Here is a 22,809-nt window from a genome sequence, read left to right on the forward strand (position 1 = left end):
ATGGAACTGACCGGCCCGATCGTGCTGACCGACCACCGATACGGCAAGGCGGAGAACCGGATCGTCCGGATCCACCGGCAGACCGCGCGTCATGAGATCCGCGACGTGAACGTGTCCACGGTGCTGCGCGGCGACTTCGCCGACGCGTACGTCGCGGGCGACCAGGCGAAGGTGCTGCCCACCGACTCACAGAAGCAGACCGCCTACGCCTTCGCGAAGCGGCCGGGACTGCGAGCCATCGAGGACTACGCGCTCGCGCTGGCCGATCATTTCGTCGCCGAGATCGAACCGGTGCGCAGCGCGCGCGTCGAGGTCGACGAATACGCCTGGCAGCGCGTCTCGGTCGGCGGCGTGGAGCACGACCACACCTGGGTGCGCCAAGGCCCCGAAGTGCGCACCGCGGCGGTCACCGTGGCCGGAAGCGGCGCCGAGCGGCGGGCCTGGGTGGTGGGCGGGGTGAAGGACCTGACCATCCTGAAGTCGACCGGGTCGGAGTTCGCGGACTTCCTGACCGACGACTTCACCGTGCTCGCGCCGACCCACGATCGGATGCTGGCCACCGCACTGGTCGCCGAGTGGCGGTTCGCCGACAGCGCGGGCGTCGACTGGGACGAGGTCTACACCGGCGTGCGGGCGCGGTTGGTGGAGACCTTCGCGACACTGCACTCGAAGGCCATGCAACAGACGCTGTTCGAGATGGGCAAGGCCGCGCTGACCGCGTACCCGGTGCTGGCCGAGATCCGGCTCGCGGCGCCGAACAAGCATCACTTCGACTACGACCTGGGCCGCTTCGGCATCGAGAATCGCGGCGAGGTGTACCACGCCGACGACCGGCCCTACGGGCTGATCCACGCCACCGTGGCGCGCGCCGACGCGCCGGAAGCGGGGCCCGCGTGGACCAGGTGACCGTCATCGCGGACTGCGCCGTCGCGACGGTCGACGCGCTCGGCACCGAGCACGCCCGCGGCCACGTCGTCGTGCGCGGCAACCGGATCGACGCGGTCGGCGCAGGGGACCCGCCGGAAATCCCGGATGCTCGGCGCATCGACGGGCGCGGCTGCCTGCTGACCCCCGGGCTGGTGAACACCCACCACCACCTCTATCAATGGATCACCCGCGGCCTGGCCACCGACCACACGTTGTTCGAATGGCTGACCACGCTCTACCCCGTTTGGGCGGGTATCGACGAGGACGCGGTGCGTGTGGCGGCCACGGGTGCGCTCGCGGCCCTCGCGCGCACCGGATGCACCACCACCACCGATCACCACTACGTGTTCCCACGCGACGGCGGCGACCCGCTCGCGGCCGAGATCACCGCGGCGGCGCAGGTCGGCCTGCGGTTCCACCCCTGTCGCGGCTCCATGGATCTAGGGGCGAGCGCGGGCGGATTGCCGCCCGACCACTTGGTGGAGAGCCTGGACGACATCCTCACCGCGAGCGCGGCGGCCATCGCCCGCTGGCACGACCCGTCATTCGACGCCATGCTGCGGATCGCGCTGGCGCCGTGCTCGCCGTTCTCGGTCACGGCGGACCTGCTGCGCGAATCGGCGGCGCTGGCCCGCGCCACCGGCGTCCGGCTGCACACCCACCTCGCCGAGACCCTCGACGAACAGGATTACTGCGCCGAGACTTTCGGCTGCACGCCCGCGCAGTGCATGGAGCGGCTCGGCTGGTTCGGTTCGGACGTCTGGTACGCGCACGGCGTCCACCTCGACGATGACGCGATCGGCGCCATGGCGGCGACCGGCACCGGCGTGGCGCATTGCCCGACGTCGAACGCGCGGCTCGGCGCGGGCGTCGCCCGCACCGCCGACCTGGTGCGCGCGGGCGTCCCGGTGGGCCTCGGCGTCGACGGGGCGGCGAGCAACGAGGCCGGTTCGATGATCGAGGAGCCGCGCCACGCGTTGCTGTGGGCGCGCAACCGCGGCGGCCCGCGCGCGATGACCGTGCGCACCGCACTGGAACTGGCCACCATGGGCGGCGCGCGAGTGCTGGGCCGGGCCGCCGAGATCGGCTCGATCGAGGTGGGCAAGCTGGCGGACCTGGCGTTGTGGCGCCTGGACACGGCCGCGCACGCCGGAATCGAGGATCCGGTGACCGCGCTGGTGCTCGGCTCGGCCCCGCCGCTGGTCGCGCTGCTGGTGAACGGACGCGAGGTGGTGCGCGACGGCGAGGTGCGCACGGTGGACACGGATGTGGTCGCGCGCGAGGTGGCGCGGGCGCAGGCGGCGTTGGTCGCGAAAGCGGGGTGATCGCTGCGCGGATGTGGGCGAGGTGTCGTGCCTGGTCAGGCGGGACGAGCAATACTGAACCAGTGTCGGCTCCGGCAGTCGTCGAGGCGGGTGGAGCCGTGGTGTCGTGGATGGCACGCCCGCTCGGCAGAGTGGTTCCCGGCCGCGGGTGGCCGTCGTGCGGCGAGGTAACGGCCGCGCAACCCGGCGGGCGTCGCAGGCAATGTGGCGGCAATCGACTGGCTCTACGGTGACGGAGAGGCAGGAACGAGGTGAGACGTGGACCTGGACACGATCCGCGAGGTGGTGATCGCCCGCGAGCGGGAAGACCTGGCAGTGCTCGGCGCTTCGACCGCGGTGCTCGCCGGAGGGACGTTCCTGTTCTCCGAGCCGCAGGATCAGCTGGTGCGCCTGGTCGACATCACCGGCCTGGGCTGGCCCGCGTTCGAGATCGGGGACGACGGACTGGAGATCGCCGCGACCTGCACCCTGGCCGAGTTCGCCGGGGCAGCGCCGGGACGTGAGCTGGGGATGCCGGTGTTGCACGACCCGTGGCCGGGGACCGCGCTGTTCGCCCGGTCCTGCCGGGCGCTGCTGGCCTCGCACAAGATCTGGCGCACCGCCACCGTCGGCGGCAACGTCTGCCTCGCGCTGCCCGCGGGCGCGGTGCTCGGCGCCCTGGTCGCGCTGGACGGGACGGCGGTGGTGTGGACGACGGACGGCGCCGATCGGTGTATCCCGTTGCGCGAGTTCGTCCTCGGTCCTGGACGCACGGTGCTGCGGTCCGGTGAGGTGCTGCGCTCGATCCGCCTGCCGCGGTCGAGTCTGCTGGCACGCACCAGCTTCCGGAAGATCGCGCTCGCTCCGCTCGGCCGGTCCGGCGCCGTGGTGATGGGGCGGCGGGAGCGGGACGGCCGCAGCGCGGTCACCATCACCGCCGCCACCGCCAGGCCCGTCGTCCTGGATTTCGCCGCACCGCCCACCGACGGTGCGATACGCGACGCGCTGGGCACGATCGATCCCGCGCTGTGGTTCGACGATCCGCACGGTTCGCCGGAGTGGCGCCGGCACGTCGCGGGAGTGCTCGCCCGCGAGGTCGCCGCGGAATTGCGGGAATACTGATGCGGTTCGAGGTGGACGGCAGGACCGTCGACATCACGGCGCGGCCGGGCCAGTGCCTGCGGACGGCGCTGCGTGAGAGCGGCACCCTCGCGGTGAAGAAGGGATGTGACACCGGCGATTGCGGGGCCTGCTCGGTGCTCGTCAACGGAATGACGGTGCACTCCTGCGTCTTTCCCGCCTATCGCGCCGCCGGTCGTTCCGTCACCACCGCCGCCGGGCTCGGAACGCCAGAGCACCCGCACCCCGTGCAGCGCCGGTTCGTCGACAACGCCGCGTTCCAATGTGGTTTCTGCACCGCGGGCATGGTGGTCACGGCCGCGGGGCTGGGGTGTGGGGACGACGAGCGGGTCGCCGTGCCGGGCGACGAACTCGCCGAATTGATGAAGGGAAATCTCTGCCGCTGCACGGGCTACCGCGCCATCCGCGCCGCGCTGGGCGAGCCGCTCGATCCCGGCGACCCTACGGCTTCTGGTGACTCCGCCGCTTGCGCTCCCGAGCGGCCGGTAAGGACCAGTGGAGCGGATGCCGGAATCGGTGCGTCGGCCGGTTCGCGCACTGTTCCCGGCGGCGAGCCACGCCCTCCCGCCGGGGTTGCCGCCTTGGCTTCCGATCGAACCGCGACGACCGCCGCAGGCGCTGGAGCCGGAGTCGGCGCGTTGGCCGGGCCGCGCATCGTCTCCGGGAGTGAGCCGTTCACGCTGGATCTGCCGCAGTTCGGGTCCCCGGCGGAGGACCGGCCGCGAACGAGCGATGCCGCCACCGCGCCGCCGACCGCCCCGCTGCACATCGCCGTGTCGACCAGCCCGTATTCCCACGCGCGCATCCGCTCGATCGAAACCGCCGCCGCCGAGGCACTGCCGGGTGTGCACGCCGTCTTGACGTCTGCCGACGCACCGGACGTGCCGTTCTCCACCGCGCGGCACGAACTGCGCACCGACGATCCCGACGACACCTACGTGCTCGACCGGACCGTCCGGTTCGTGGGGCAGCGGGTGGCCGCGGTGGTGGCCGACAGCGTCGCGATCGCCCGGGAGGCCTGCCGTCTGCTGGAGGTCGACTACGAGGTCCTGCCCGCGGTGTTCGATCCGCGCGACGCGCTGCGCGCCGAGGCGCCGAAACTACACGGGGACAAACCGGCATCGGCCCGGATCGCCGATCCCGGCCGCAACCTCGTCGCCGAACTGCACGGCGAGGTGGGCGACGTCGCGGCGGGACTGGCCGCCGCGGCCCACGTCGTGCGCGGCGTCTGGCATTCGCCGCGTGGGCAGCACGTGCACCTGGAGACGCACGGTGGGGTCGGCTGGCTGGATGACGCCGGGCGGCTCGTCATCCGGTGCAGTACTCAGGTCCCGTTCCTGGTCCGGGATGAACTGTGCCGCTTGTTCGGGCTGTCGCCCGCGCAGGTGCGGGTGTTCGCGGCCAGGGTCGGCGGCGGATTCGGCGCGAAACAGGAAATGCTGGCCGAAGACCTGATCGCGCTGGCCGTGCTGCGGACCGGCAGGCCGGTGCAGTACGAGTTCACCCGCGCCGACGAGTTCACCTCGGCGACCTGCCGCCACCCGATGCGAGTCGAGGTGACGGCCGGTGCCGACGCCGGTGGCGTGCTCACCGCCTTGGCCGTCGACGTGCTCGCCGACACCGGCGCCTACGGCAATCACAGCGGCGGGGTGATGTATCACGGCGTCGGCGAGTCGGTGGAGCTGTACCGCTGCGCCAACAAACGGGTCGACGCGCGAGCGGTGTACACCAACAATGTCCCTTCCGGCGCGTTCCGCGGTTACGGTCTCGGCCAAGTGATCTTCGCGGTGGAGTCGGCGTTGGACGAGCTCGCGCACGCGCTCGGCATGGACCCGTTCGAACTGCGCCGCCGCAACGTGGTGGGGCCCGGCGACCCGTTCGTCGGCGCCGCGGTGAACGAGAGCGACCTCATGTTCGGCAGCTACGGTCTGGACCAGTGCCTGGACCTCGCCGAACGGGCGCTGCTGCGCGGCAACGACGTGCACGCGCCCGGCCCGCAGTGGCGGGTGGGCACCGGAATGGCCGCCGCGATGATCGCGACCGTCCCGCCCCGGGGCCACCGGTCGACGGCGACGGCCTCGCTGCTGCCCGACGGCCGCTACGAGATCAGGGTCGGCACGGCGGAATTCGGCAACGGCACCACGACGGTGCACGCGCAGCTCGCGGCCACCGCGCTGGACACCGAGGTCACCCGCATCGTGATCCGGCAGGCCGACACCGATCTGGTGGAGTACGACACCGGCGCGTTCGGCTCCACCGGCATCGTGGTCGCGGGCAAGGCCGTGTACGAGGCGGCGTGCGCGTTGCGCGGGCTCATGCTGGCCAGGGCGGCCGAACTGACGGGAGTTCCGGAGCGGGACTGCGTGCTCGGCACCGGTGGCGTGCACTGCGCGGACCGGCTGCTCACCGCGGCCGAACTGCTGACCGGCGGCGATCTCACCGCGCACGCCGAGCACGGGGGCAGCCCACGGTCGGTGAGCTTCAACGTGCACGCCTTCCGCGTCGCCGTGCATCCCGGCACCGGAGCGGTGCGCATCCTCCAGTCGATCCAGACCGCCGACGCGGGCACCGTGCTCAATCCGGTGCAGTGTCGTGGGCAGGTCGAGGGCGGTGCGGCGCAGGCCGTCGGCACAGCGCTGTACGAGGACATGCGCAGTGCGGACGGAGTGGTGGGCGCCCAGACCCTGCGGCACTACCACGTACCGCAATTCGCCGACGTGCCGAGCACGGAGGTCTACTTCGCCCGGACTTCCGACGCGCTCGGCCCGCTGGGCGCCAAGTCGATGAGTGAGTCGCCGTACAACCCGGTCGCCCCCGCGCTGGCCAACGCGATCCGCGATGCGGTCGGCGTGCGGCTGTACCGGCTGCCGATGACCGCGGACCGGGTATGGGCCGCGCTGCGGGAGAAGGGATCACGATGACGAAGGTGCCGGAGAACGTACGCGGGCGGATCGAGTCGATGCTCGACGCGGTCGATACCGAGCTGCGCCGCAGGTATCCCGGGTCGAACGGCCGCTCGCAACCGATCCACACCGTGTACGTCCCGGCCGATCGGGTCACCGAGGAGACGCCTGAGGAGTGGGGCGCGGCCGCGGTCGGACTGCTCGACCGGCACCACGATCTGCTGGCCACGCTCGACGCGACCGGCTCGCTGCCCGACGTGCGCAAACGACTGGAAGCGGACCCGGTCCAGGATCTGCGCATCGACTTCGAGGACGGCTACGGCCTGCGCGCCGACGCCGAGGAGGACCGCGCGGCCACGGCGGCGGGTGCGGTGCTCGCGGCCTGGGCGCGGCGCTCCGGAGGCCCGGCGAACAGCGGCATCCGGATGAAGGGCTTGGGCGGCGGCGAGCGTCGTCGTGCGCTGCGCACGCTGGATCTCGTGTTGGAGGGCGTGGGGGGTGTGCCTGCGGGCTTCGTCTTCACGGTGCCGAAAATTCGTGCGGTGCAGCAGGTTTCGGCATTGGTACAGCTGTGTGTCGGGCTGGAGCGCGCGTACGGCATCGCCGAGGGCAGCCTGCGTTTCGAACTACAGATCGAGAGCCCGCAGGCGATCCTGGCGGCAGATGGCACCGCCCCCGTGGCCGCCATGCTGACACTCTCCGAAGGGCGTTGCACCGCATTGCATTTCGGTACCTACGACTACACCGCAGCACTCGGTGTCGCCGCGCCGGACCAAGCGCTCGACCACCCGGCCGCCGATTACGCCAAGGCGGTCATGCAGGTCGCGGCCGCGCAGACCGGGGCGTGGGTGTGCGACGGTTCCACCCAGGTCGTGCCCGACGCCGAGCCGGAGGCCGCGCTGCGCAACCATCACCGCCTGGTCGCCCGGTCGTTGCGGCGGGGGTACTACCAAGGCTGGGACATGCATCCGGGCCACCTGATCACCCGCTGGTTGGCCACCTACGACTTCTTCCGCCAGGCGATCGATGTCGCGGTGCCGCGCCTGCGCGACTATCTGGCCCGGCGCGGCGGCGACATCGTCGACGAGCCCGCCACCGCGGAAGCGCTGGCCGCCACCGTGCTGCGCGGCATCGAGTGCGGCGCTCGCTCGGACGCGGGGGCCGCGGAGCTCACCGAGCCGGTCCTGCGCGCGCTGGCGACCCGCGCGCCGATCCCGACGGCGGCGACGTGATCGGCCATCCGAACGGTGCGGTCCCGAAAGACACAGGAGACGCGATGCGGGGCGACGACGAAGAGATCACGCTGTTGCCGGATCTGGCGGTCCGGCCGCTCGGCGGCTCGGTGATCTGGGCGAACGACGAGTTCTTCGCCGAGAAGGAAAATCTGATCAGCCCCGGTCCCGCGCAGTACCGGCCGTCCAGCTTCGGCCACAAAGGCCAGATCTACGACGGCTGGGAGACCCGCAGGCACCGCGGTCGGCCCGGCGAGGACTCCGCGATCGTGCGGCTCGGCGTGCCGGGCGTGATCCGCGGGATCGTCGTGGACACGGCGTGGTTCAAGGGCAACTACCCACCCGCCGTCTCGGTGTCGGCGCTGGAGATCGAGGACTACCCGCCCGCGGAGACCATCGCCGCGCGGGATGATTGGGTGCTGCTGGTCGACCGCTCTCCGGTGACGGGCGACAGCCGCAACCTGTTCGCGGTCGATAACGAGAAGCGCTGGACGCACGTGAGACTCACCATGCATCCCGACGGCGGCGTGGCCAGGCTGCGGGTGCACGGCGAGGGGCGGCCCGATCCGCGCCTGCTCGGACTCGGCCCGCTGGATCTGGCCGCGCTGGAGAACGGCGCGCTGGTGCTGGACTGCTCCAACCGCTTCTACAGCTCGCCCAACCAGTTGCTGTACCCCGGCCGGGCCCGGTCCATGGGCGAGGGGTGGGAGACCGCCCGCCGCCGGGACGAGGGCAACGACTGGGTGCGCATCCGCCTGGCCGGACCGGGACTGATCCGGCTCGCCGAACTCGACACCTCCTACTTCCTCGGCAACAGCCCGGGCGCTGCCCGGCTCACCGGCCGCACCAACGACGGCACCGAGCTGGAGTTGTTGCCACGCACCGCATTGCAACCCGACACCAGGCACCGGTTCCCGATCGCGCCGATGGCCGCGTCCGTGGAAGAGGTGCGCCTGGACATCTACCCGGACGGCGGGCTGGCACGGCTGCGCCTGTACGGCGAGCTCGGCGCATGAGCGTGCGGAAGTCGATACCGCGCGTCACGCCCGCCGGAGTCGAGCGTCGTCCGGGCACGGTGGTGAGCGGCCCGGCGCGAAGGCGCGAGCCGAGCGTCGACGAGGCGCAGTCGTGAGCAAGCAGGACCGAGGGCGGCGGCGGAGCGTGACAGGTGAGGGCGCGAGGGATTTCGTCGGTTACGGCCCGAATCCGCCGGACCCGCGATGGCCGGGCGCGGCGCGGATCGCGGTCCAATTCGTGCTCAACTACGAAGAGGGCGGGGAGAACAACGTCCTCGACGGTGACGAACACTCCGAGACGTTCCTATCGGAGATGACGCCCGCCGAAGCGTTCCCGAACCGCCATATGAGCATGGAGTCGCTCTACGAATACGGCTCACGCGCCGGGCTGTGGCGGGTGCTGCGCGTCTTCGAACGGCGCGGGCTGCCGCTGACGATCTTCGCGGTCGCCCGCGCCGCGCAACGCAATCCGGAAGCGGTGGCGGCCTTCCGGGAACTGGGCCACGAGATCGCCTGCCATGGTCTGCGCTGGAAGTCCTATCAGCTCACCGATCGCGATACCGAACGGGCACAGATGGCCGAGGCGGTGCGCGTCCTGACCGACCTGACCGGCGCGGCGCCGCTGGGCTGGTACACCGGCCGCGATTCGCCGCACACCAGGGAATTGGTCGTCGAGCACGGCGGTTTCCGCTACGACGCGGACTCCTACGCCGACGACCTGCCCTATTGGGTGCGTGTACACGGTCGCGACCACTTGGTGGTGCCCTACACGCTGGACACCAACGACATGCGCTTCGCCTCACCCGCGGGCTTCCCCACCGGCGAGCAGTTCTTCGCCCACGTACGCGACGCCTTCGACGTCCTCTACCGCGAAGGCGCCGAGGGCAGCCCGAAAATGCTCTCGATCGGCCTGCACTGCCGCCTCATCGGCCGCCCCGCCCGCACCGCCGCCCTCGAACGCCTACTGGACCACATCCAGTCCAACGACCAGGTCTGGATCACCCGCCGCATCGACATCGCCGACCACTGGCACGTGACCCACCCCCCACCCGCCTCCCCCTGACCCGATCGTTCACCCCGACGAGCGGCACATGGCGTGGCGAAACGCGAGTAGGGCTCTCGCTGATGTGCCACTCGTCAGGCGCGGGGGCGTGGTTCGCGGGGGCGTAGGTGGCGGGTGAGCGTCGCGAGCGCGTCGAGCACCTCGCGCACGGCGGCCGGGTCGTCGTCGGCCAGCGCTGCTGCCACCGCGTCGTCCACGGGTGCTGCTCGCACTTCGGCGACTCGTGGTGAAGCCTGCGCGGCCGCGCGGACCAGGGTGCGTCGGCGGTCGCGCGGGTCGACATCGGAGGTGATCGAGCCGGCCTCTTTGAGGCGGGCCACCGCGGTGGACACCGCACTCTGGGGAAGACCGGTGCGGCCGGCGATCTCGCCGACGGTGCTGTCGGGGTGTTCGAGGATGTCGCTCGACACGACGAGCACGGGTCGGTGGCCACCGCCGAGTCCCGCTGTCGGCAAGGCGTCCTCGCCGATCTTCATCAGCGTCCGGCCCAAGAGGAACAGTTCGACTCCGTCCACGAGGGAACAATACATCAATAAAGATGCATCACTCTTGATGTATCGAATTTGATGGATTACCGTCGGTGGCATGAGCACGATTTCCACCGGCACCCTCGAGGTCCCCGGAGCCGACCTGTACTACGAAGTTCGCGGCAGCGGTCCGATGTTGCTGATCGCGCAGAGCGGGGAGGGGGACGCGCGGCGCAGCGAGGATCTGGTCGCGCACCTCGAGCGGCGCTTCACCGTCGTCACCTACGACCGGCGCGGACTGTCGCGCAGCGTGCTGCGTGATCCCCTCGGGCCCACCTCGGTGGCGACGCACGCCGACGACGTGTTCCGCCTGCTCTCGGCGTTGACCGACCAGCCGGTGCGCATGCTCGGTTGCAGCATGGGAGCGGCCATCGGCCTGCACCTCGCGGTTCGGCATCCGGATCGGCTGCACACCCTCATCGCGCACGAGCCCGTCACGCCGTGGCTGCTCGCCGCCGCCGACCGCGCCGATCAGCTCGCCGAACTCGAAGACTGCCAGCGAGTCTTCGCCGAGCACGGCTGGCAAGCGGCGCTCGCGCCGATGGTGCGGACGCTGGGGATAGATCCGCGGAACCAGGATCGGGAACCCGGCGTCACCGCGCCTCCGCTCGGACCGGAGCGCGCCGCGAACTTCGAGTACTTCCTGGAGTACGACTTCACCGCGATCCGCGCCGACCAACTCGATGTCGCGCCGCTGCGGCAGTCGCCGGTGCGCATCGTTCCGGCCTGCGGGCGCACCACACCGCGGCAGGTCTTCGACTACAAGGCCGCACGGGAACTCGCGGCTCTGTGCGGCGAGCCGGCGGTGGAATTCCCCGGCGGGCACAACGGGAACCTGACCCACCCAGCCGCGTACGCCGCCAAGGTGTGTGAGGTCCTCGGGGCGCCGGAGTAGGCGGTTCGGCGCGCTCGTGGGTGGCCCTCCGCGCGTCGGCCCGCTCGCCGACGGGTGGCGTGGCCCACACGAAAGGCACCCGCCAGGACTTGTGAAGGTGCTCACAGTGGGGAATCCCGACCCCTGGCGAGGGAGGGCCGCCCGCCGATCGCTAACAGTACAAGCGTTACGCTAAAACCGCACGTCAGCGCTACCGGCCAGTAGATTGCACCTTTGCAATTCGGTGGCAAATTTTGCAGAGTTAGCAAAGGTGTCGGAAAACCTAGCTGAGATTCACACTAACAACAGGTAGACGCCCATTTCTCCGTGTGCCATCGTGTGAAAGTACACCCCAAGGGCCTAGCAAGCCTGCAAATTGCCGCTCCAGCAGTACGAGCTGCCTCGTAGCTCGGGACCGGGCGGCATGGACCGAACGAAGAAGTGGAGTCACAGATGTCGACCACCGGCACCCCGAGGACCGCCGCGGAAATCCAGCAGGATTGGGACACCAACCCCCGCTGGAAGGGCGTCACCCGTAACTACACCGCGGAGCAGGTGTCGAAGCTCCAGGGCACCGTCGTCGAGGAGGCGACCCTCGCCCGCCGCGGTTCGGAGATCCTCTGGGATCTCGTCAACAACGAGGACTACATCAACTCCCTCGGCGCTCTCACCGGCAACCAGGCGGTCCAGCAGGTCCGCGCCGGCCTGAAGGCCATCTACCTGTCGGGTTGGCAGGTCGCCGGTGACGCGAACCTGTCCGGCCACACCTACCCCGACCAGTCGCTGTACCCGGCCAACTCGGTTCCGTCCGTGGTCCGCCGCATCAACAACGCGCTGCTGCGCGCCGACGAGATCGCCAAGGTCGAGGGCGACACCTCCGTCTCCAACTGGCTGGCGCCGATCGTCGCCGACGCCGAGGCCGGCTTCGGTGGCGCGCTGAACGCCTACGAGCTGCAGAAGGCCATGATCGCCGCAGGCGCCGCCGGTGTGCACTGGGAAGACCAGCTGGCCTCCGAGAAGAAGTGCGGCCACCTGGGCGGCAAGGTGCTGATCCCGACCCAGCAGCACATCCGCACCCTGACCTCCGCGCGTCTGGCCGCCGACGTCGCCGACGTGCCGTCGGTGATCATCGCCCGCACCGACGCCGAGGCCGCCACCCTGATCACCTCGGACGTGGACGAGCGCGACCGCGAGTTCCTGGACGGCACCCGCACCCCCGAGGGCTTCTTCGGTGTGAAGAACGGCATCGAGCCCTGCATCGCGCGTGCCAAGGCCTACGCCCCCTACGCCGACCTCATCTGGATGGAGACCGGCGTGCCGGACCTCGAGGTCGCGCGCAAATTCGCCGAGGCCGTCCGTGGCGAGTTCCCGGACCAGCTGCTGGCCTACAACTGCTCGCCGTCCTTCAACTGGAAGGCCCACCTGGACGACGCGACCATCGCGAAGTTCCAGCGTGAGCTCGGCGCGATGGGCTTCAAGTTCCAGTTCATCACCCTGGCCGGCTTCCACTCGCTCAACTACGGCATGTTCGACCTGGCCTACGGCTACGCCCGCGAGGGCATGACCGCCTTCGTCGACCTGCAGGAGCGCGAGTTCAAGGCCGCCGCCGAGCGTGGCTTCACCGCGATCAAGCACCAGCGTGAGGTCGGCGCGGGCTACTTCGACACCATCGCCACCACCGTGGACCCGAACACCTCCACCGCGGCGCTCAAGGGCTCCACCGAAGAGGGACAGTTCCATTAGGCCGCGCCTCCGCGCGGCGTGTTCGCGGCCCCTGTGAGTCTCGTGTCCGAGCGCCCGCTGCTCGCGCCTGCGGCGCATGCGCATCGGACACTCGGACACGAGACGGGCCGCGAACGGCGCTCGATGGCCTCGCGCGTGGGCGGTTGCGTAAGCAGCCGAACTCACGAACGGATGCCTACCACTGGTGCTCGCTAGGGAAGTGAGGTTCCCGACGTGAAAACCGCCGATCCTCTACTCCGGTAGGGGTGTACTGCCCTCCCCGCTGAACAGCCCCGGCGGGGAGGGCATCCCTATACCTTGGACCATCGAAGGACGCGCTCACACCGGAGCGACACCTTCGCAGACCAGCCACCCCAGAGCCAGACAACCCAGCAGGAGCGGGACGTGAGCAGCGAAAAGATCCAACGCGTCGGCATTATCGGCGCCGGCCAGATGGGCGCAGGAATCGCGGAGGTGTGTGCCAGGGCGCACGTCGACGTGCTGGTGTTCGAGCAGACCCGGGAACTGGCCGCGGCCGGTCGCGCGCGCATCCTCCGGTCCCTCGATCGCGGCGTGAGCAGCGGCAAGATCACCGAGCGCGAGCGCGAACAGGCCGCCTGGCGTCTGCGGTTCACCTCCGACCTCGGCGACTTCGCCGATCGCCAGCTGGTGGTCGAGGCGGTGCTGGAGGACGAGAAGGTCAAGACCAGCATCTTCGCCGAACTCGACAAGGTCGTCACCGACCCCTCCGCCGTACTGGCCTCCAACACCTCGTCCATCCCGATCATGAAGATCGCGGTCGCCACGGCGAACCCCGAGCGCGTGGTCGGCATGCACTTCTTCAACCCGGTGCCGGTGCTGCCGCTCGTCGAGCTGGTCACCACGCTGAAGACCAGCGAGTCGGTCTCCGTACGGGCCGAGGCCTTCGCGGGCGAGGTGCTCGGCAAGCAGGTCGTGCGCTCGGCCGACCGCTCCGGCTTCGTGGTCAACGCGCTGCTGGTGCCGTACCTGCTGTCGGCGATCCGCATGGTCGAGTCCGGCTTCGCCACCAAGGAGGACGTCGACAAGGCGATGGTGCTCGGCTGCGCCCACCCGATGGGCCCGCTGGCGCTGACCGACCTGGTCGGCTTGGACACGGTCAAGTCCATCGCCGACTCCATGTACGGCGAGTTCAAGGAGCCGCTGTACTCGGCCCCGCCGCTGCTCATGCGCATGGTCGAGGCGGGACTGCTCGGCAAGAAGACCGGCGCGGGCTTCTACCAGTACCGGGCCTGATTGCAGCGCCTGCGGCGCTGCGTGTTCGCGGCCCCTGGAAGTCTCGCGTCCGAGCGTCCGCTGCTCGCGCCTGCGGCGCATGCGCAACGGACACTCGGACGCGAGACGGGCCGCGAACGGTGCTCGTAGGACTCGCACCCGGCGGGTCAGGCAGGCGAGTTCCGAACGATTGACCGACGCCACGGTGCGCGACCGGTGAGAAACGACACCGGCACACCTCGATGCGGAGTCGACCAGAAGTTGGTGTTGCCGAGCCGGTGACGGCAATCGGCATAAGCTGCACAACAGCCGGGCCATGTCGACGGCTCGGCTGGGTATCCAGAGCGCAGCGCTGGATCGTCCCGTCGATCTCGGCGGGCCGCGCAGGTGATCGAAAGGGGTTGTCCCGCTCATGGTGAACGTGACCGACGGCTACGGGTCGAGCATTCTCGGCTATCCCAGGATCGGGCCGCACCGCGAACTCAAGCGGGCGCTGGAGGCCTACTGGCACGGTTCGCTCGACCGCGAAGAACTGCTGGCGGTGGGTCGCGAGATCCAGGAGACCCAGTTCAACGAACTGGCCGCCACCGGCTTGACCCAGGTGCCGGGCAACACCTTCTCCTTCTACGACCACGTGCTGGACAACGCGCTGCTGTTCGGTGCGGTGCCCCGGCGGTTCGAGCCCTACCGCGACGGACTGCACCCGCTGGACTTCTACTTCCTGATGGCGCGCGGCCGCCCGGATCTGCCGCCGCTCGAGCTGGTCCGGTTCTTCGGCACGAACTACCACTACCGCCAGCCGGAAGTGGACGCGGGCACCGAGTTCTCGCTGCACCCCGAGGCGCTGCTCGACGAATTCGACCGCGCGAAGGCGGTCGGCATCGAACTGCGGCCGGTAATCATCGGCCCGGTGTCGCTGCTGCTGCTGTCCAAGGCCGGGCACATCCCCGGTGAGTCCGGCGGATTCGACACCCTCAGCCTGTTGGACAAGCTGCTACCGGTCTACGAGGAACTGTTCGAGATCCTCGCCAAGCGTGGCGCCACCTGCGTGCAGCTGGACGAGCCCGCGTTCACCAGCGAGCGCACGCCCGCCGAGCTGGCCGCGTTCGAGGCCGCCTATCACCGCTTGGGCAAGGCCCCGCTGCGCCCGCGCATCCTGGTCACCGGACAGTACGGCGATTTCGGCGAGGCGCTGACCATCCTGGCGGGCACCAATATCGAGGCGATCGGTCTCGACCTGGCCAGCTACCGGATGCGCCCGGAGGATCTCGCCAAGGTGCCCGGCATCCGCCGCAAGCGCCTGTACGCGGGTGTGATCAGCGGTCGCAACGTGTGGCGCGCGGACCGCTACGTCACGCTGGAATACCTCAACGAACTGGCCAAGGTGTGCCCGGACCTGGTCGTCTCGACCGGGACCACGCTGCTGCACGTGCCCTACGACCTGCTGATCGAATACGACATCGAGGGGCACGTCGCCGACCGGCTCGCGTTCGCGAAACAGAAGGTGGGCGAGGTGGTCTCGCTCGCGAAGGCGCTCACCGAAGGCCCGTCGGACAAGTGGCGCAAGCGCCCCACCGAGGTGCACTTCAAGCAGAAGCACGCGGTGCGGCAGCGGGTCTACGCGGTCACCCCGGACATGCGCTCGCGGGAGCCCTACGAGGTGCGCCGCGAAGCCCAGCAGCGCAAGCTGAACCTGCCGCCGGTGCCCGCGACCACGCTCGGTTCCTTCCCGCAGACCGACCGCATCCGCCAGGCGCGCTACGAACTGGGTGAGGGCCGCTTGTCCTACGAGGAGTACCGCAAGCGGATCGAGGCCGAGATCGAGGCGACGATCCGGTTGCAGGAGGACATCGGCCTCGATGTGCTGGTGCACGGCGAGCACGAGCGCAACGACATGATCCAGTACTTCGCCGAGCTGCTCGACGGCTTCGCGACCACCCGCTTCGGCTGGGTGCAGGTGTACGGATCCCGTTGTGTGCGGCCGCCGATCATCTACGGCGATGTGTCGCGCCCGGCGCCGATGTCGGTGGAGTGGATCAGCTACGCGCAGTCGCTGACCGACAAGCCGGTCAAGGGCATGGTCACCGGGCCGGTCACCATGATCGCCCGATCCTTCGTCCGGCAGGACCAGCCGCTGCACGAGACCGCCGACCAGGTGGCGCTGGCCATTCGCGACGAGGTGGTGGACCTGGAGAAGGCGGGTATCGCGATCATCCAGGTCGACGAACCGGCGATCCGGGAGATGCTGCCGCTGCGCCCGGAGGGCCGCGCCGAATACCTGCGCTGGGCGATCGGCGCGTTCCGGTTGGCCACCTCCGGGGTGCAGGCCGAGACGCAGATCCACACGCACATCGGATATTCCGGCCGTGCCGAGGTGGTGGAGGCGATCGAGGCACTCGACGCCGACGTCACCGCCATCGTGGCGACCCGCTCGATCGAGTGGGTGCTGCGGGCGCTGAGGGAGGACTGCGCCTCCGGGCACGGGCTCAGTCACGGCGTCGGCCCCGGCGTGTACGAGAGCCGGTCCGCGCGCATCCCGGACATCGACGAGCTGGACGAACTGCTCACCGCGGCAGCCGAAGCGGTGACGCCGCAGCGGTTGTGGGCCAATCCGGACGGCGGTCTGAAGACCCGGCATTACTGGCAGCTCGAGCCGTCGTTGCGCAACATGGTCGCCGCGGCGCGCCGCGTCCGCAGGCGGGTGGAGTCCACCGACTGAGGCGCAACCGCGCGCCGAGGGCCGTCTTCGTTCGACCGAACGCGGACGGCCCTCGGTCTGTCTCGCCTTATTTCAGTACGGTACGTACTGTAATATTCGCGTTATGCGCACCGATGACAACTGGCCCGACACCCTGCGCGTCGCACAGGTCCGGATCGCCCGCCCCACCGACCGGCTCGACGAGGTGGTGCGCTTCTACGTCGACGGACTCGGGCTGCGCGAGCTCTACCGATTCCAGAACCACGCCGGTTACGACGGGGTGATGCTCGGATTGCCCGGAGCCGGATACCACTTGGAATTCACCACGCATGTGGACGGCAGTCCCGGCGAAGCGCCGAGCGAGGAGAACCTGTTGGTGCTCTATTTCGCGGGTGAGTCGGACATGTACGACGTGGCACAGCGGCTCGGTGAGTTCGGCGTCGATCCGGTGCCTGCCGAGAACCCGTACTGGGCGGCCAACGGCGGCTTGACCTTTCCCGATCCGGACGGCTGGCGGGTCGTCCTGATGCCGCGGCCGGTCTTCTGATGGCGGGGCGAACCCGCGACGACCGCATCGACGCCGCGGTGCTCGGCGCCGCGCGTGAGTTGCTCGACGAGGTCGGGTACGCCGACCTGTCCATCGGTCAGGTCGCGGGCAGGGCGGGCCTGCACCGGCCCGCGATCTACCGCAGGTGGCCGTCGAAGCGGCACTTGGTGGTCGACGTGGTGGCCGGTCTGCTCGGCCTGCGACCGACTCCGGACACCGGCGACCTCCGCGCCGACCTGACCCGCGCCATGCGCGATCTCGTCATCGCACTGCGCGACACCTCGCTGCACCGGGTGCTGCCCGCGCTGGTCGCGGACCTGGCCGGCGACGAGCAGTTGCGCGCCCACTTCTTGGCCACCGTCTTCGAACCGCGGCGGCAAACCACGGCGACGGCCCTGCGCGCGGCCATCGCGCGCGGCGAAGTGGACCCCGGCATCGATGTGGATTTCGTGCTGGACTCGGTCGCCGCGCCGATCTACTACCGCGCGTTGTTCGGACACCTGCCGCTGACGGACGAACTCGCCGAACAGTCGGTCGCCGCGGTACTCAGCGCGATCGCCCGCTGACGGGAGGCAGGGCGCTCAACGTAGCGAGCAGGTCGGTGGCGGCGTCGGCCACCGCGTCGGCCTCGGCGACGGCCAGCGCGGCCGCCGTGGCGGCCCGCACGCGCGGCAGCAGCGCCAAGCAGTCCGCGGCCGCGGCGCGGTCGGCCGGGGTGAGTTCGGCGTCGTCCTCGGCGGCGGATTGCCATGCCGCGGTGGCGATCACCTCGTGCAGCCAGTTGAGCAGTTCCACCCGCAGCGGTTGCGGCTCGCGCAGCCAGGCGCGGGCGTAGGTCACCTCCGTGCGCTCGTGCAGCAAGGCGCCGAGCACGACTTCGGCGGCGGGCGCGGTGACGGAGTAGATCGACCCCTGATGCAGGACGGCGGAGAACAGGAAGACGACCCCGCGCACCTGGTCGTCGACATCCGCGCCGATCAGATCGGCGAGCATGGCCGGAGCGTCGCCCGCGGACCCGTGGGCGTGCGCGAGCGCCGCCCAGTCCGTCTCGCGCAGCACGGTCGCGGCGCGCTCGTGGTAGGTCGGAGCGAGCGCGGCCGCCGCCCGGGTGCGGGCTTCGGCATCCGCCGAATCCAGCGCACGCTGGAACGCCGCCAGCGCCACGTCCGGTTCGCCGAGCCGCTCGCTGAACACCCCGACCTCGAAGCTGGCCCGTGCGGCGACCGCGGGATCGTCCGATTCGGCCATGGACCGGCTGATTTCCCTGGCCCCCGCCCAATCGCCCGCCTCGCCGAGATGCTGCACCAGATCGCCCGCGACGATCAGCGCCTGATCCCCGGGCCAGTCGTCGATCACGGAGCGGTAGGCGGCCTTCACGCCCGCGAGGTCGTCCTCGGTGCGCAGAAGGTAGGCCAGGTTGGACAGCGCCAGCCGGGCGATATCGCCGGGTCCGGCGTCGATGGCGTTCTGGTAGGCCGTGCGCGCCGCGTCCGAGTCGCCGCGCTTGGCCCGCGAGTAGCCGAGATTGATCCAGGCCCGTGGTGCGGCGTCGGCATGGCCGGACGCGGCGGCGCGCTCGTACATCGCTTCGGCCGCTGCGGTGTCGCCGCGCTCGGCCAGCAGCAGGCCGAGGTTGTAGGCCGCGCGCGGCGCCGCGTCTTCGTGGCCGGAGTCGACCGCGACGTGGTAGGCGCCTTCCGCGGCAGGCTTGTCACCCGACGCGCTGAGCAGCCCGCCCAGCTCCGCGGCGGCCAGCGGCGCCCAGTTCGGATGACCGGAGGCGATCGCGATCTGGAACGCCTCGCGCGCGGCCGCCAGGTCGTTGCGCCTGCGGTGCATCTTGCCGAGGTCGAAGGCGAGGTCCGGCGGCCGCTTCAGCATTGTTCCCATCCAGCCTCGGCACCGAGTGGTGCGAATCGTTTCCGAGAAGTTCTACATCGGCGCGCGATCCCTGGCTACCCATGGCGTGGGATACGCCGGTCACCGGCGTGGACTCAGTCCGCGGGCGGGTTGTGACGGCCCGCCAGGCGGAGGGTCAACTGCCGTGCGAACTTTCGGCGCCGCTTGCGCGGACTCGTGCGCTCGATGTCGGCCTCCACGTCCGTGGGGACGTCGTAGCGGCGGATGTAGGCGCCGGCGAACGCCTGCACCGTCGCGGTGACCGGGATGGCCAGCAGTGCGCCGGTCGCGCCGCGCAGCGCGGCGCCCGCCAGCACCGCCCCGAACGCGACGGCCGGGTGCATGTCCAAGGTGGAGGCGGTGATCCGCGGTTGCAGCACGTAGTTCTCGAATTGCTGGTAGAGCACGATGAACCCGAGAATCCACAGCGCGGTGCTCGGGCCGTGCACGAGCCCGACGATCACCGGCAGCGCGCCGGCGAGATAGGTGCCGACCGTGGGGATGAACTGGGAGACCACGCCAACCCACAGCGCGAGGGCGAACGCGGACGGCACGTCGAGTACCCGCAGCATCACGTAGTGCGCCAGCGTCGAGACGAGGGCGAGCAGCCCGCGCGAGAAGATGTAACCGCCGGTCTTCGCCACCGCGATGTCCCACGCGCGCAATATGTGTCGCTGGCGCCGTGGCGGCAGCAGCGAACAGACGGCCGTGCGGATCCTGGGCCCGTCGGCGGCGAAGTAGTAGGTGAACAGCAGAATGCCGAGGCCCTGGAAGAGCGCGCCGAGCGCGGCGGTGCCGATGCCCCACACGTTGCCCGCCAACCCGGTGAGGTAGCCCTCCAGGGTCGAGCTCCAGTCGGTGGCGTACTTCTGGATGTCGGTACTGGACAGATCCTGATGGAAGGTTTGGTTGATCCACTCCACGCCCCGGTCGGCGTATTCGGGGGCGTTCTTCACCAAGGTGGTGACCTGCTCGACCAGCAGGGCGCCCAGCGTCCAGAGGAAGCCGAAGACGAGGGCCGCCAGGACGAGGAACACCAATCCGGTCGCGGGACCACGCCGCATGCCGCGCCGTGCCAGCCAGTTCACCGCGGGCTCGATCGCGAAGGCGAGGAACAGCGAGACCAGCAGAACCGTCAGCAGGCCCTGTAGCCGCTCGAGCACCCAGAAGGCCGCCAGCAACCCGGTGATCGTCGCCGCGGCGAGCAGGAACGCGCGCGGCAGCCACGGCGGCATGCCGCGGTCGCCGTCGGCGGGTGGCGTCTCGTCGTCGTCCTGCACAGACACACCGCCAAGGTACCCACGCCGCGACCGGTTCGCGGCCGGACTTCGCGGGGCCGCGCCGGTACGGCGAGCAGGCTCACATGGTCGAGACGTCGATGACGAAGCGGTAGCGCACGTCGCTGGCCACGACCCGGTCGTAGGCGCCGTCGATCTCGTCGGCGGCGATCAGCTCGATCTCCGCGCCGATGCCGTGCTCGGCGCAGAAGTTCAGCATCTCCTGGGTCTGCGCGATGCCGCCGATCATCGAGCCCGCCAGCGAGCGGCGGTACCCGGCGAGGTTCAACGGCTTGACGCTCATCGGGTTGTCGGGGAGGCCGAGGATCACCAAGGTGCCGTCCAGGTTCAGCAGCCGCAGGTAGTCATCGATCGGCAGGTCCGCCGACACGGTGTTGAGAATCAGGTCGAATCGGCCGCGCAGCTCGCGGAAGGTCTGCTTGTCGCTGGTCGCGTAGTAGGCGCTCGCGCCGAAGAGCTTGCCGTCGTCCTGCTTGCTCAGCGAATGGCTCAGCACGGTCACCTCGGCGCCCATGGCGGCCGCCAGCTTCACCCCGACGTGGCCGAGCCCGCCCATGCCGATGACCGCGACCTTCTTGCCCGGTCCGGCGTTCCAGTGCCGCAGCGGCGAGTACAGCGTGACGCCCGCGCACAGCAGCGGCGCGGCCACATCCAGGCCGATCCCCTCGGGGATGGCGACCACGAAGTTCTCGGTCACCACGATCTGCGTGGCGTAACCGCCGAGGGTGTGCCCGCCGGGCTGCACCGCCGGGTCGACCGTGCTGTTGTAGGTCATGGTCGCGCCCGCGGTGCAGTACTGCTCCTCGTCGGCCAGGCAGGGCGCGCAGACCCCGCAGGAATCGACCATGCAGCCGACGCCGACGCGGTCGCCGACCTGATGCCTGCTCACCGCGGCCCCGACCGCGGCGACCACACCCGCGATCTCGTGGCCAGGCACGCAGGGGTAGCGGGTTCTGCCCCACTCGTTACGGGCGGTGTGGATGTCGGAGTGGCAGATGCCCGCGAATTCTATGTCGATCAGCACGTCGTGCGGGCCCAGGTCCCTGCGCTGGATCGTGACCTTCTCGAACGAGCCATCAGGGGTGGACAGGGCGTAGGCGGCGGCTGTGCTCATGAGGACATGCCTACCGTCGCATGGGTGCGATTGCCAACCGTGACCCGAAAAAGACCCGCTCACGGCACCTTTTCCGGCGCGGTCGCCGGATCGATGATCTTCGGCGGCGTTCTCCGGCGACAATGGATTCGGTGAGCGGTTCGGCCGAGGCGGGAGTGCCATGGACGAAGAACGGCAACAGTGGACCGGAGCGCGGCGCACGCCGCGTGGTGGCCGGGTGTTCGTGCTCGCCGTCACCCTCGTGCTCGCGGTCGCCGCGTTCCTCGGATATCGCGGCGAACCGGCCGGTAGCGACCGGACCGGCCCCGCCGGGACCGCGGCCCCGGTCGCGTTCGCTCCGCCCGAGCCGCTTGACCTCGGGCTCGTCACCGCGGCGGTGCGACCGGCGCTGGTCAACATCAATGCCTCGACCGAGCGGTCCGGGCCCGGCGCGGCGGGATCCGGCATCGTCCTCACCGCCGACGGCGAGGTGCTCACCAGTCATCACGTGGTCAAGGGCGCCGACACCGTGACCGTCACCGACGTGGGCAACGGCAAGGTCTACGACGCGGAGGTGCTCGGCTACGACGCCGAGGCCGACATCGCGCTGCTCGACCTGGCCGCGGCCAGCGAACTGCCCACCGCGACCATCGGCACGTCGGCCGGACTGCGCGTGCGCGAGGAGGTCCTGGCGATCGGCAACGCGGGCGGGACCGGCGGCACGCCGACCGCGGTGCACGGCCCCCTCACCGACCTGGACACCGCGATCGTGGCGGTCAACGCCGCCGATCTGTCGCGCAAAGCGCTAAACGGGATGCTGGAGGTCGCGGCGGCGGTCACGCCGGGACAGTCCGGGGGAGCGCTGGTCGATCGGAAGGCCGCCGTGGTCGGCGTCATCGCGGCGGCGTCGGGCGAGGGAGCGCGGGCGGCCGACCACCCCGCGAACGGCTACGCGGTGCCGATCGACGCCGCGATGCGGGTGGTCGATCAGATTCGATCCGGCACCCCGACCGACACCGTGCACATCGGACCCACTGCCACTCTCGGCGTGCTGGTCTCCAACGCACTGCCGGCCGGTACCGGAGCCCGAGTGGACGCGGCGCTGTACGGGTTGCCCGCCCATGCCGCCGGTCTGGCCGCCGGTGACGTGATCACCTCGATCGACGACCGCACCGTCACCAACGCGCAGTCCCTGCGCAGTGCGCTGAACACGCACAAGCCCAACGACACCATTCGCTTGGGCATCACCGGCGCGAGTGGCCGGCGCACGGTACCGGTGGCGCTGGTCGCAGGCCCGCCGAACTGATCCGGA

At 70.3% G+C, this 22,809-nt stretch carries 18 protein-coding genes; 14 read left to right on the plus strand and 4 right to left on the minus strand.

What is annotated here, in order from left to right; translation table 11 throughout:
• The 7 genes from pucL (at window position 1) to puuE (ending at window position 9,585) form a co-directional block, all read left to right on the plus strand.
• Entirely contained in the window at window positions 1–906 is a 906-nt protein-coding gene (gene pucL, locus ACZ6DL_RS11130; protein ID WP_396982779.1) for a factor-independent urate hydroxylase, read from the plus strand.
• A complete protein-coding gene (locus ACZ6DL_RS11135) occupies window positions 894–2,252 on the plus strand; it encodes an 8-oxoguanine deaminase (protein ID WP_466050355.1) in 1,359 nt (452 codons plus the stop codon). The genes pucL and ACZ6DL_RS11135 overlap by 13 nt, the downstream gene beginning before the upstream one ends.
• 258 nt (window positions 2,253–2,510) lie before the next feature.
• Window positions 2,511–3,353 (plus strand): FAD binding domain-containing protein, encoded by an 843-nt coding sequence (locus ACZ6DL_RS11140; protein ID WP_466050356.1) that lies wholly within the window; start codon window positions 2,511–2,513, stop codon window positions 3,351–3,353.
• The gene (locus tag ACZ6DL_RS11145; RefSeq protein ID WP_466050357.1) at window positions 3,353–6,292 is read left to right on the plus strand and encodes a molybdopterin-dependent oxidoreductase; all 2,940 of its coding nucleotides are present in this window, start codon (window positions 3,353–3,355) and stop codon (window positions 6,290–6,292) included. The genes ACZ6DL_RS11140 and ACZ6DL_RS11145 overlap by 1 nt, the downstream gene beginning before the upstream one ends.
• The gene (locus ACZ6DL_RS11150) at window positions 6,289–7,506 is read left to right on the plus strand and encodes a DUF6986 family protein (RefSeq protein WP_466050358.1); all 1,218 of its coding nucleotides are present in this window, start codon (window positions 6,289–6,291) and stop codon (window positions 7,504–7,506) included. The genes ACZ6DL_RS11145 and ACZ6DL_RS11150 overlap by 4 nt, the downstream gene beginning before the upstream one ends.
• 44 nt (window positions 7,507–7,550) lie before the next feature.
• Complete coding sequence (gene alc, locus ACZ6DL_RS11155; RefSeq protein ID WP_466050359.1) at window positions 7,551–8,522, plus strand: allantoicase; 972 nt, start codon at window positions 7,551–7,553, stop codon at window positions 8,520–8,522.
• A gap of 112 nt (window positions 8,523–8,634) precedes the next feature.
• A complete protein-coding gene (puuE, locus tag ACZ6DL_RS11160; protein ID WP_466050360.1) occupies window positions 8,635–9,585 on the plus strand; it encodes an allantoinase PuuE in 951 nt (316 codons plus the stop codon).
• Window positions 9,586–9,659: 74 nt separating this feature from the next.
• On the opposite strand, the gene ACZ6DL_RS11165 is transcribed toward puuE, so the two are convergent.
• Window positions 9,660–10,100: a MarR family winged helix-turn-helix transcriptional regulator gene (locus tag ACZ6DL_RS11165; RefSeq protein ID WP_466050361.1), complete on the minus strand. Its 441-nt coding sequence runs from the start codon at window positions 10,098–10,100 to the stop codon at window positions 9,660–9,662.
• Window positions 10,101–10,170: 70 nt separating this feature from the next.
• Between ACZ6DL_RS11165 and ACZ6DL_RS11170 the strand changes: the two genes are divergently transcribed.
• The 6 genes from ACZ6DL_RS11170 to ACZ6DL_RS11195 all read left to right on the plus strand — a co-directional run bounded on the left by ACZ6DL_RS11170 (window position 10,171) and on the right by ACZ6DL_RS11195 (window position 17,773).
• Window positions 10,171–11,007 (plus strand): alpha/beta fold hydrolase, encoded by an 837-nt coding sequence (locus tag ACZ6DL_RS11170; protein WP_466050362.1) that lies wholly within the window; start codon window positions 10,171–10,173, stop codon window positions 11,005–11,007.
• 432 nt (window positions 11,008–11,439) lie between these two features.
• On the plus strand, window positions 11,440–12,729 hold the full coding sequence (gene aceA, locus ACZ6DL_RS11175; protein ID WP_062968103.1) for an isocitrate lyase: 1,290 nt from the start codon (window positions 11,440–11,442) through the stop codon (window positions 12,727–12,729).
• Between the two features lie 384 nt (window positions 12,730–13,113).
• On the plus strand, window positions 13,114–13,983 hold the full coding sequence (locus tag ACZ6DL_RS11180; protein ID WP_040870526.1) for a 3-hydroxybutyryl-CoA dehydrogenase: 870 nt from the start codon (window positions 13,114–13,116) through the stop codon (window positions 13,981–13,983).
• Between the two features lie 391 nt (window positions 13,984–14,374).
• The gene (gene metE, locus ACZ6DL_RS11185) at window positions 14,375–16,681 is read left to right on the plus strand and encodes a 5-methyltetrahydropteroyltriglutamate--homocysteine S-methyltransferase (RefSeq protein ID WP_466050363.1); all 2,307 of its coding nucleotides are present in this window, start codon (window positions 14,375–14,377) and stop codon (window positions 16,679–16,681) included.
• 103 nt (window positions 16,682–16,784) lie between these two features.
• Window positions 16,785–17,207: a VOC family protein gene (locus ACZ6DL_RS11190; protein WP_466050364.1), complete on the plus strand. Its 423-nt coding sequence runs from the start codon at window positions 16,785–16,787 to the stop codon at window positions 17,205–17,207.
• The gene (locus ACZ6DL_RS11195; protein ID WP_466050365.1) at window positions 17,207–17,773 is read left to right on the plus strand and encodes a TetR/AcrR family transcriptional regulator; all 567 of its coding nucleotides are present in this window, start codon (window positions 17,207–17,209) and stop codon (window positions 17,771–17,773) included. The genes ACZ6DL_RS11190 and ACZ6DL_RS11195 overlap by 1 nt, the downstream gene beginning before the upstream one ends.
• On the opposite strand, the gene ACZ6DL_RS11200 is transcribed toward ACZ6DL_RS11195, so the two are convergent.
• The 3 genes from ACZ6DL_RS11200 to ACZ6DL_RS11210 form a co-directional block, all read right to left on the minus strand.
• Complete coding sequence (locus ACZ6DL_RS11200; protein WP_466050366.1) at window positions 17,754–19,097, minus strand: tetratricopeptide repeat protein; 1,344 nt, start codon at window positions 19,095–19,097, stop codon at window positions 17,754–17,756. The two genes, ACZ6DL_RS11195 and ACZ6DL_RS11200, sit on opposite strands and share 20 nt — an antisense overlap.
• A 104-nt stretch (window positions 19,098–19,201) precedes the next feature.
• The gene (locus ACZ6DL_RS11205) at window positions 19,202–20,392 is read right to left on the minus strand and encodes an AI-2E family transporter (protein ID WP_466050367.1); all 1,191 of its coding nucleotides are present in this window, start codon (window positions 20,390–20,392) and stop codon (window positions 19,202–19,204) included.
• A 73-nt stretch (window positions 20,393–20,465) separates the two neighbouring features.
• Window positions 20,466–21,518 carry an NAD(P)-dependent alcohol dehydrogenase gene (locus tag ACZ6DL_RS11210; protein WP_466050368.1) on the minus strand — a complete coding sequence of 351 codons (1,053 nt, stop codon included), beginning with the start codon at window positions 21,516–21,518 and terminating at the stop codon, window positions 20,466–20,468.
• 160 nt (window positions 21,519–21,678) lie between these two features.
• On the opposite strand from ACZ6DL_RS11210, the gene ACZ6DL_RS11215 reads away from it, so the two are divergent.
• A complete protein-coding gene (locus ACZ6DL_RS11215; RefSeq protein WP_466050369.1) occupies window positions 21,679–22,803 on the plus strand; it encodes a S1C family serine protease in 1,125 nt (374 codons plus the stop codon).
• Window positions 22,804–22,809: the final 6 nt, after the last annotated feature.

The organism is Nocardia sp. NPDC041819 (assembly GCF_055590505.1).

What these genes read in the sequence shown, in the direction of transcription:
- pucL (WP_396982779.1), top strand. Translation starts at nt 1, where the DNA reads ATGGAACTGACCGGCCCGATCGTGCTGACCGACCACCGATACGGCAAG.
- ACZ6DL_RS11145 (WP_466050357.1), top strand. Translation starts at nt 3,353, where the DNA reads ATGCGGTTCGAGGTGGACGGCAGGACCGTCGACATCACGGCGCGGCCG.
- ACZ6DL_RS11150 (WP_466050358.1), top strand. Translation starts at nt 6,289, where the DNA reads ATGACGAAGGTGCCGGAGAACGTACGCGGGCGGATCGAGTCGATGCTC.
- alc (WP_466050359.1), top strand. Translation starts at nt 7,551, where the DNA reads ATGCGGGGCGACGACGAAGAGATCACGCTGTTGCCGGATCTGGCGGTC.
- ACZ6DL_RS11170 (WP_466050362.1), top strand. Translation starts at nt 10,171, where the DNA reads ATGAGCACGATTTCCACCGGCACCCTCGAGGTCCCCGGAGCCGACCTG.
- aceA (WP_062968103.1), top strand. Translation starts at nt 11,440, where the DNA reads ATGTCGACCACCGGCACCCCGAGGACCGCCGCGGAAATCCAGCAGGAT.
- metE (WP_466050363.1), top strand. Translation starts at nt 14,375, where the DNA reads ATGGTGAACGTGACCGACGGCTACGGGTCGAGCATTCTCGGCTATCCC.
- ACZ6DL_RS11190 (WP_466050364.1), top strand. Translation starts at nt 16,785, where the DNA reads ATGCGCACCGATGACAACTGGCCCGACACCCTGCGCGTCGCACAGGTC.
- ACZ6DL_RS11195 (WP_466050365.1), top strand. Translation starts at nt 17,207, where the DNA reads ATGGCGGGGCGAACCCGCGACGACCGCATCGACGCCGCGGTGCTCGGC.
- ACZ6DL_RS11200 (WP_466050366.1), bottom strand. Translation starts at nt 19,097, where the DNA reads ATGGGAACAATGCTGAAGCGGCCGCCGGACCTCGCCTTCGACCTCGGC.
- ACZ6DL_RS11210 (WP_466050368.1), bottom strand. Translation starts at nt 21,518, where the DNA reads ATGAGCACAGCCGCCGCCTACGCCCTGTCCACCCCTGATGGCTCGTTC.
- ACZ6DL_RS11215 (WP_466050369.1), top strand. Translation starts at nt 21,679, where the DNA reads ATGGACGAAGAACGGCAACAGTGGACCGGAGCGCGGCGCACGCCGCGT.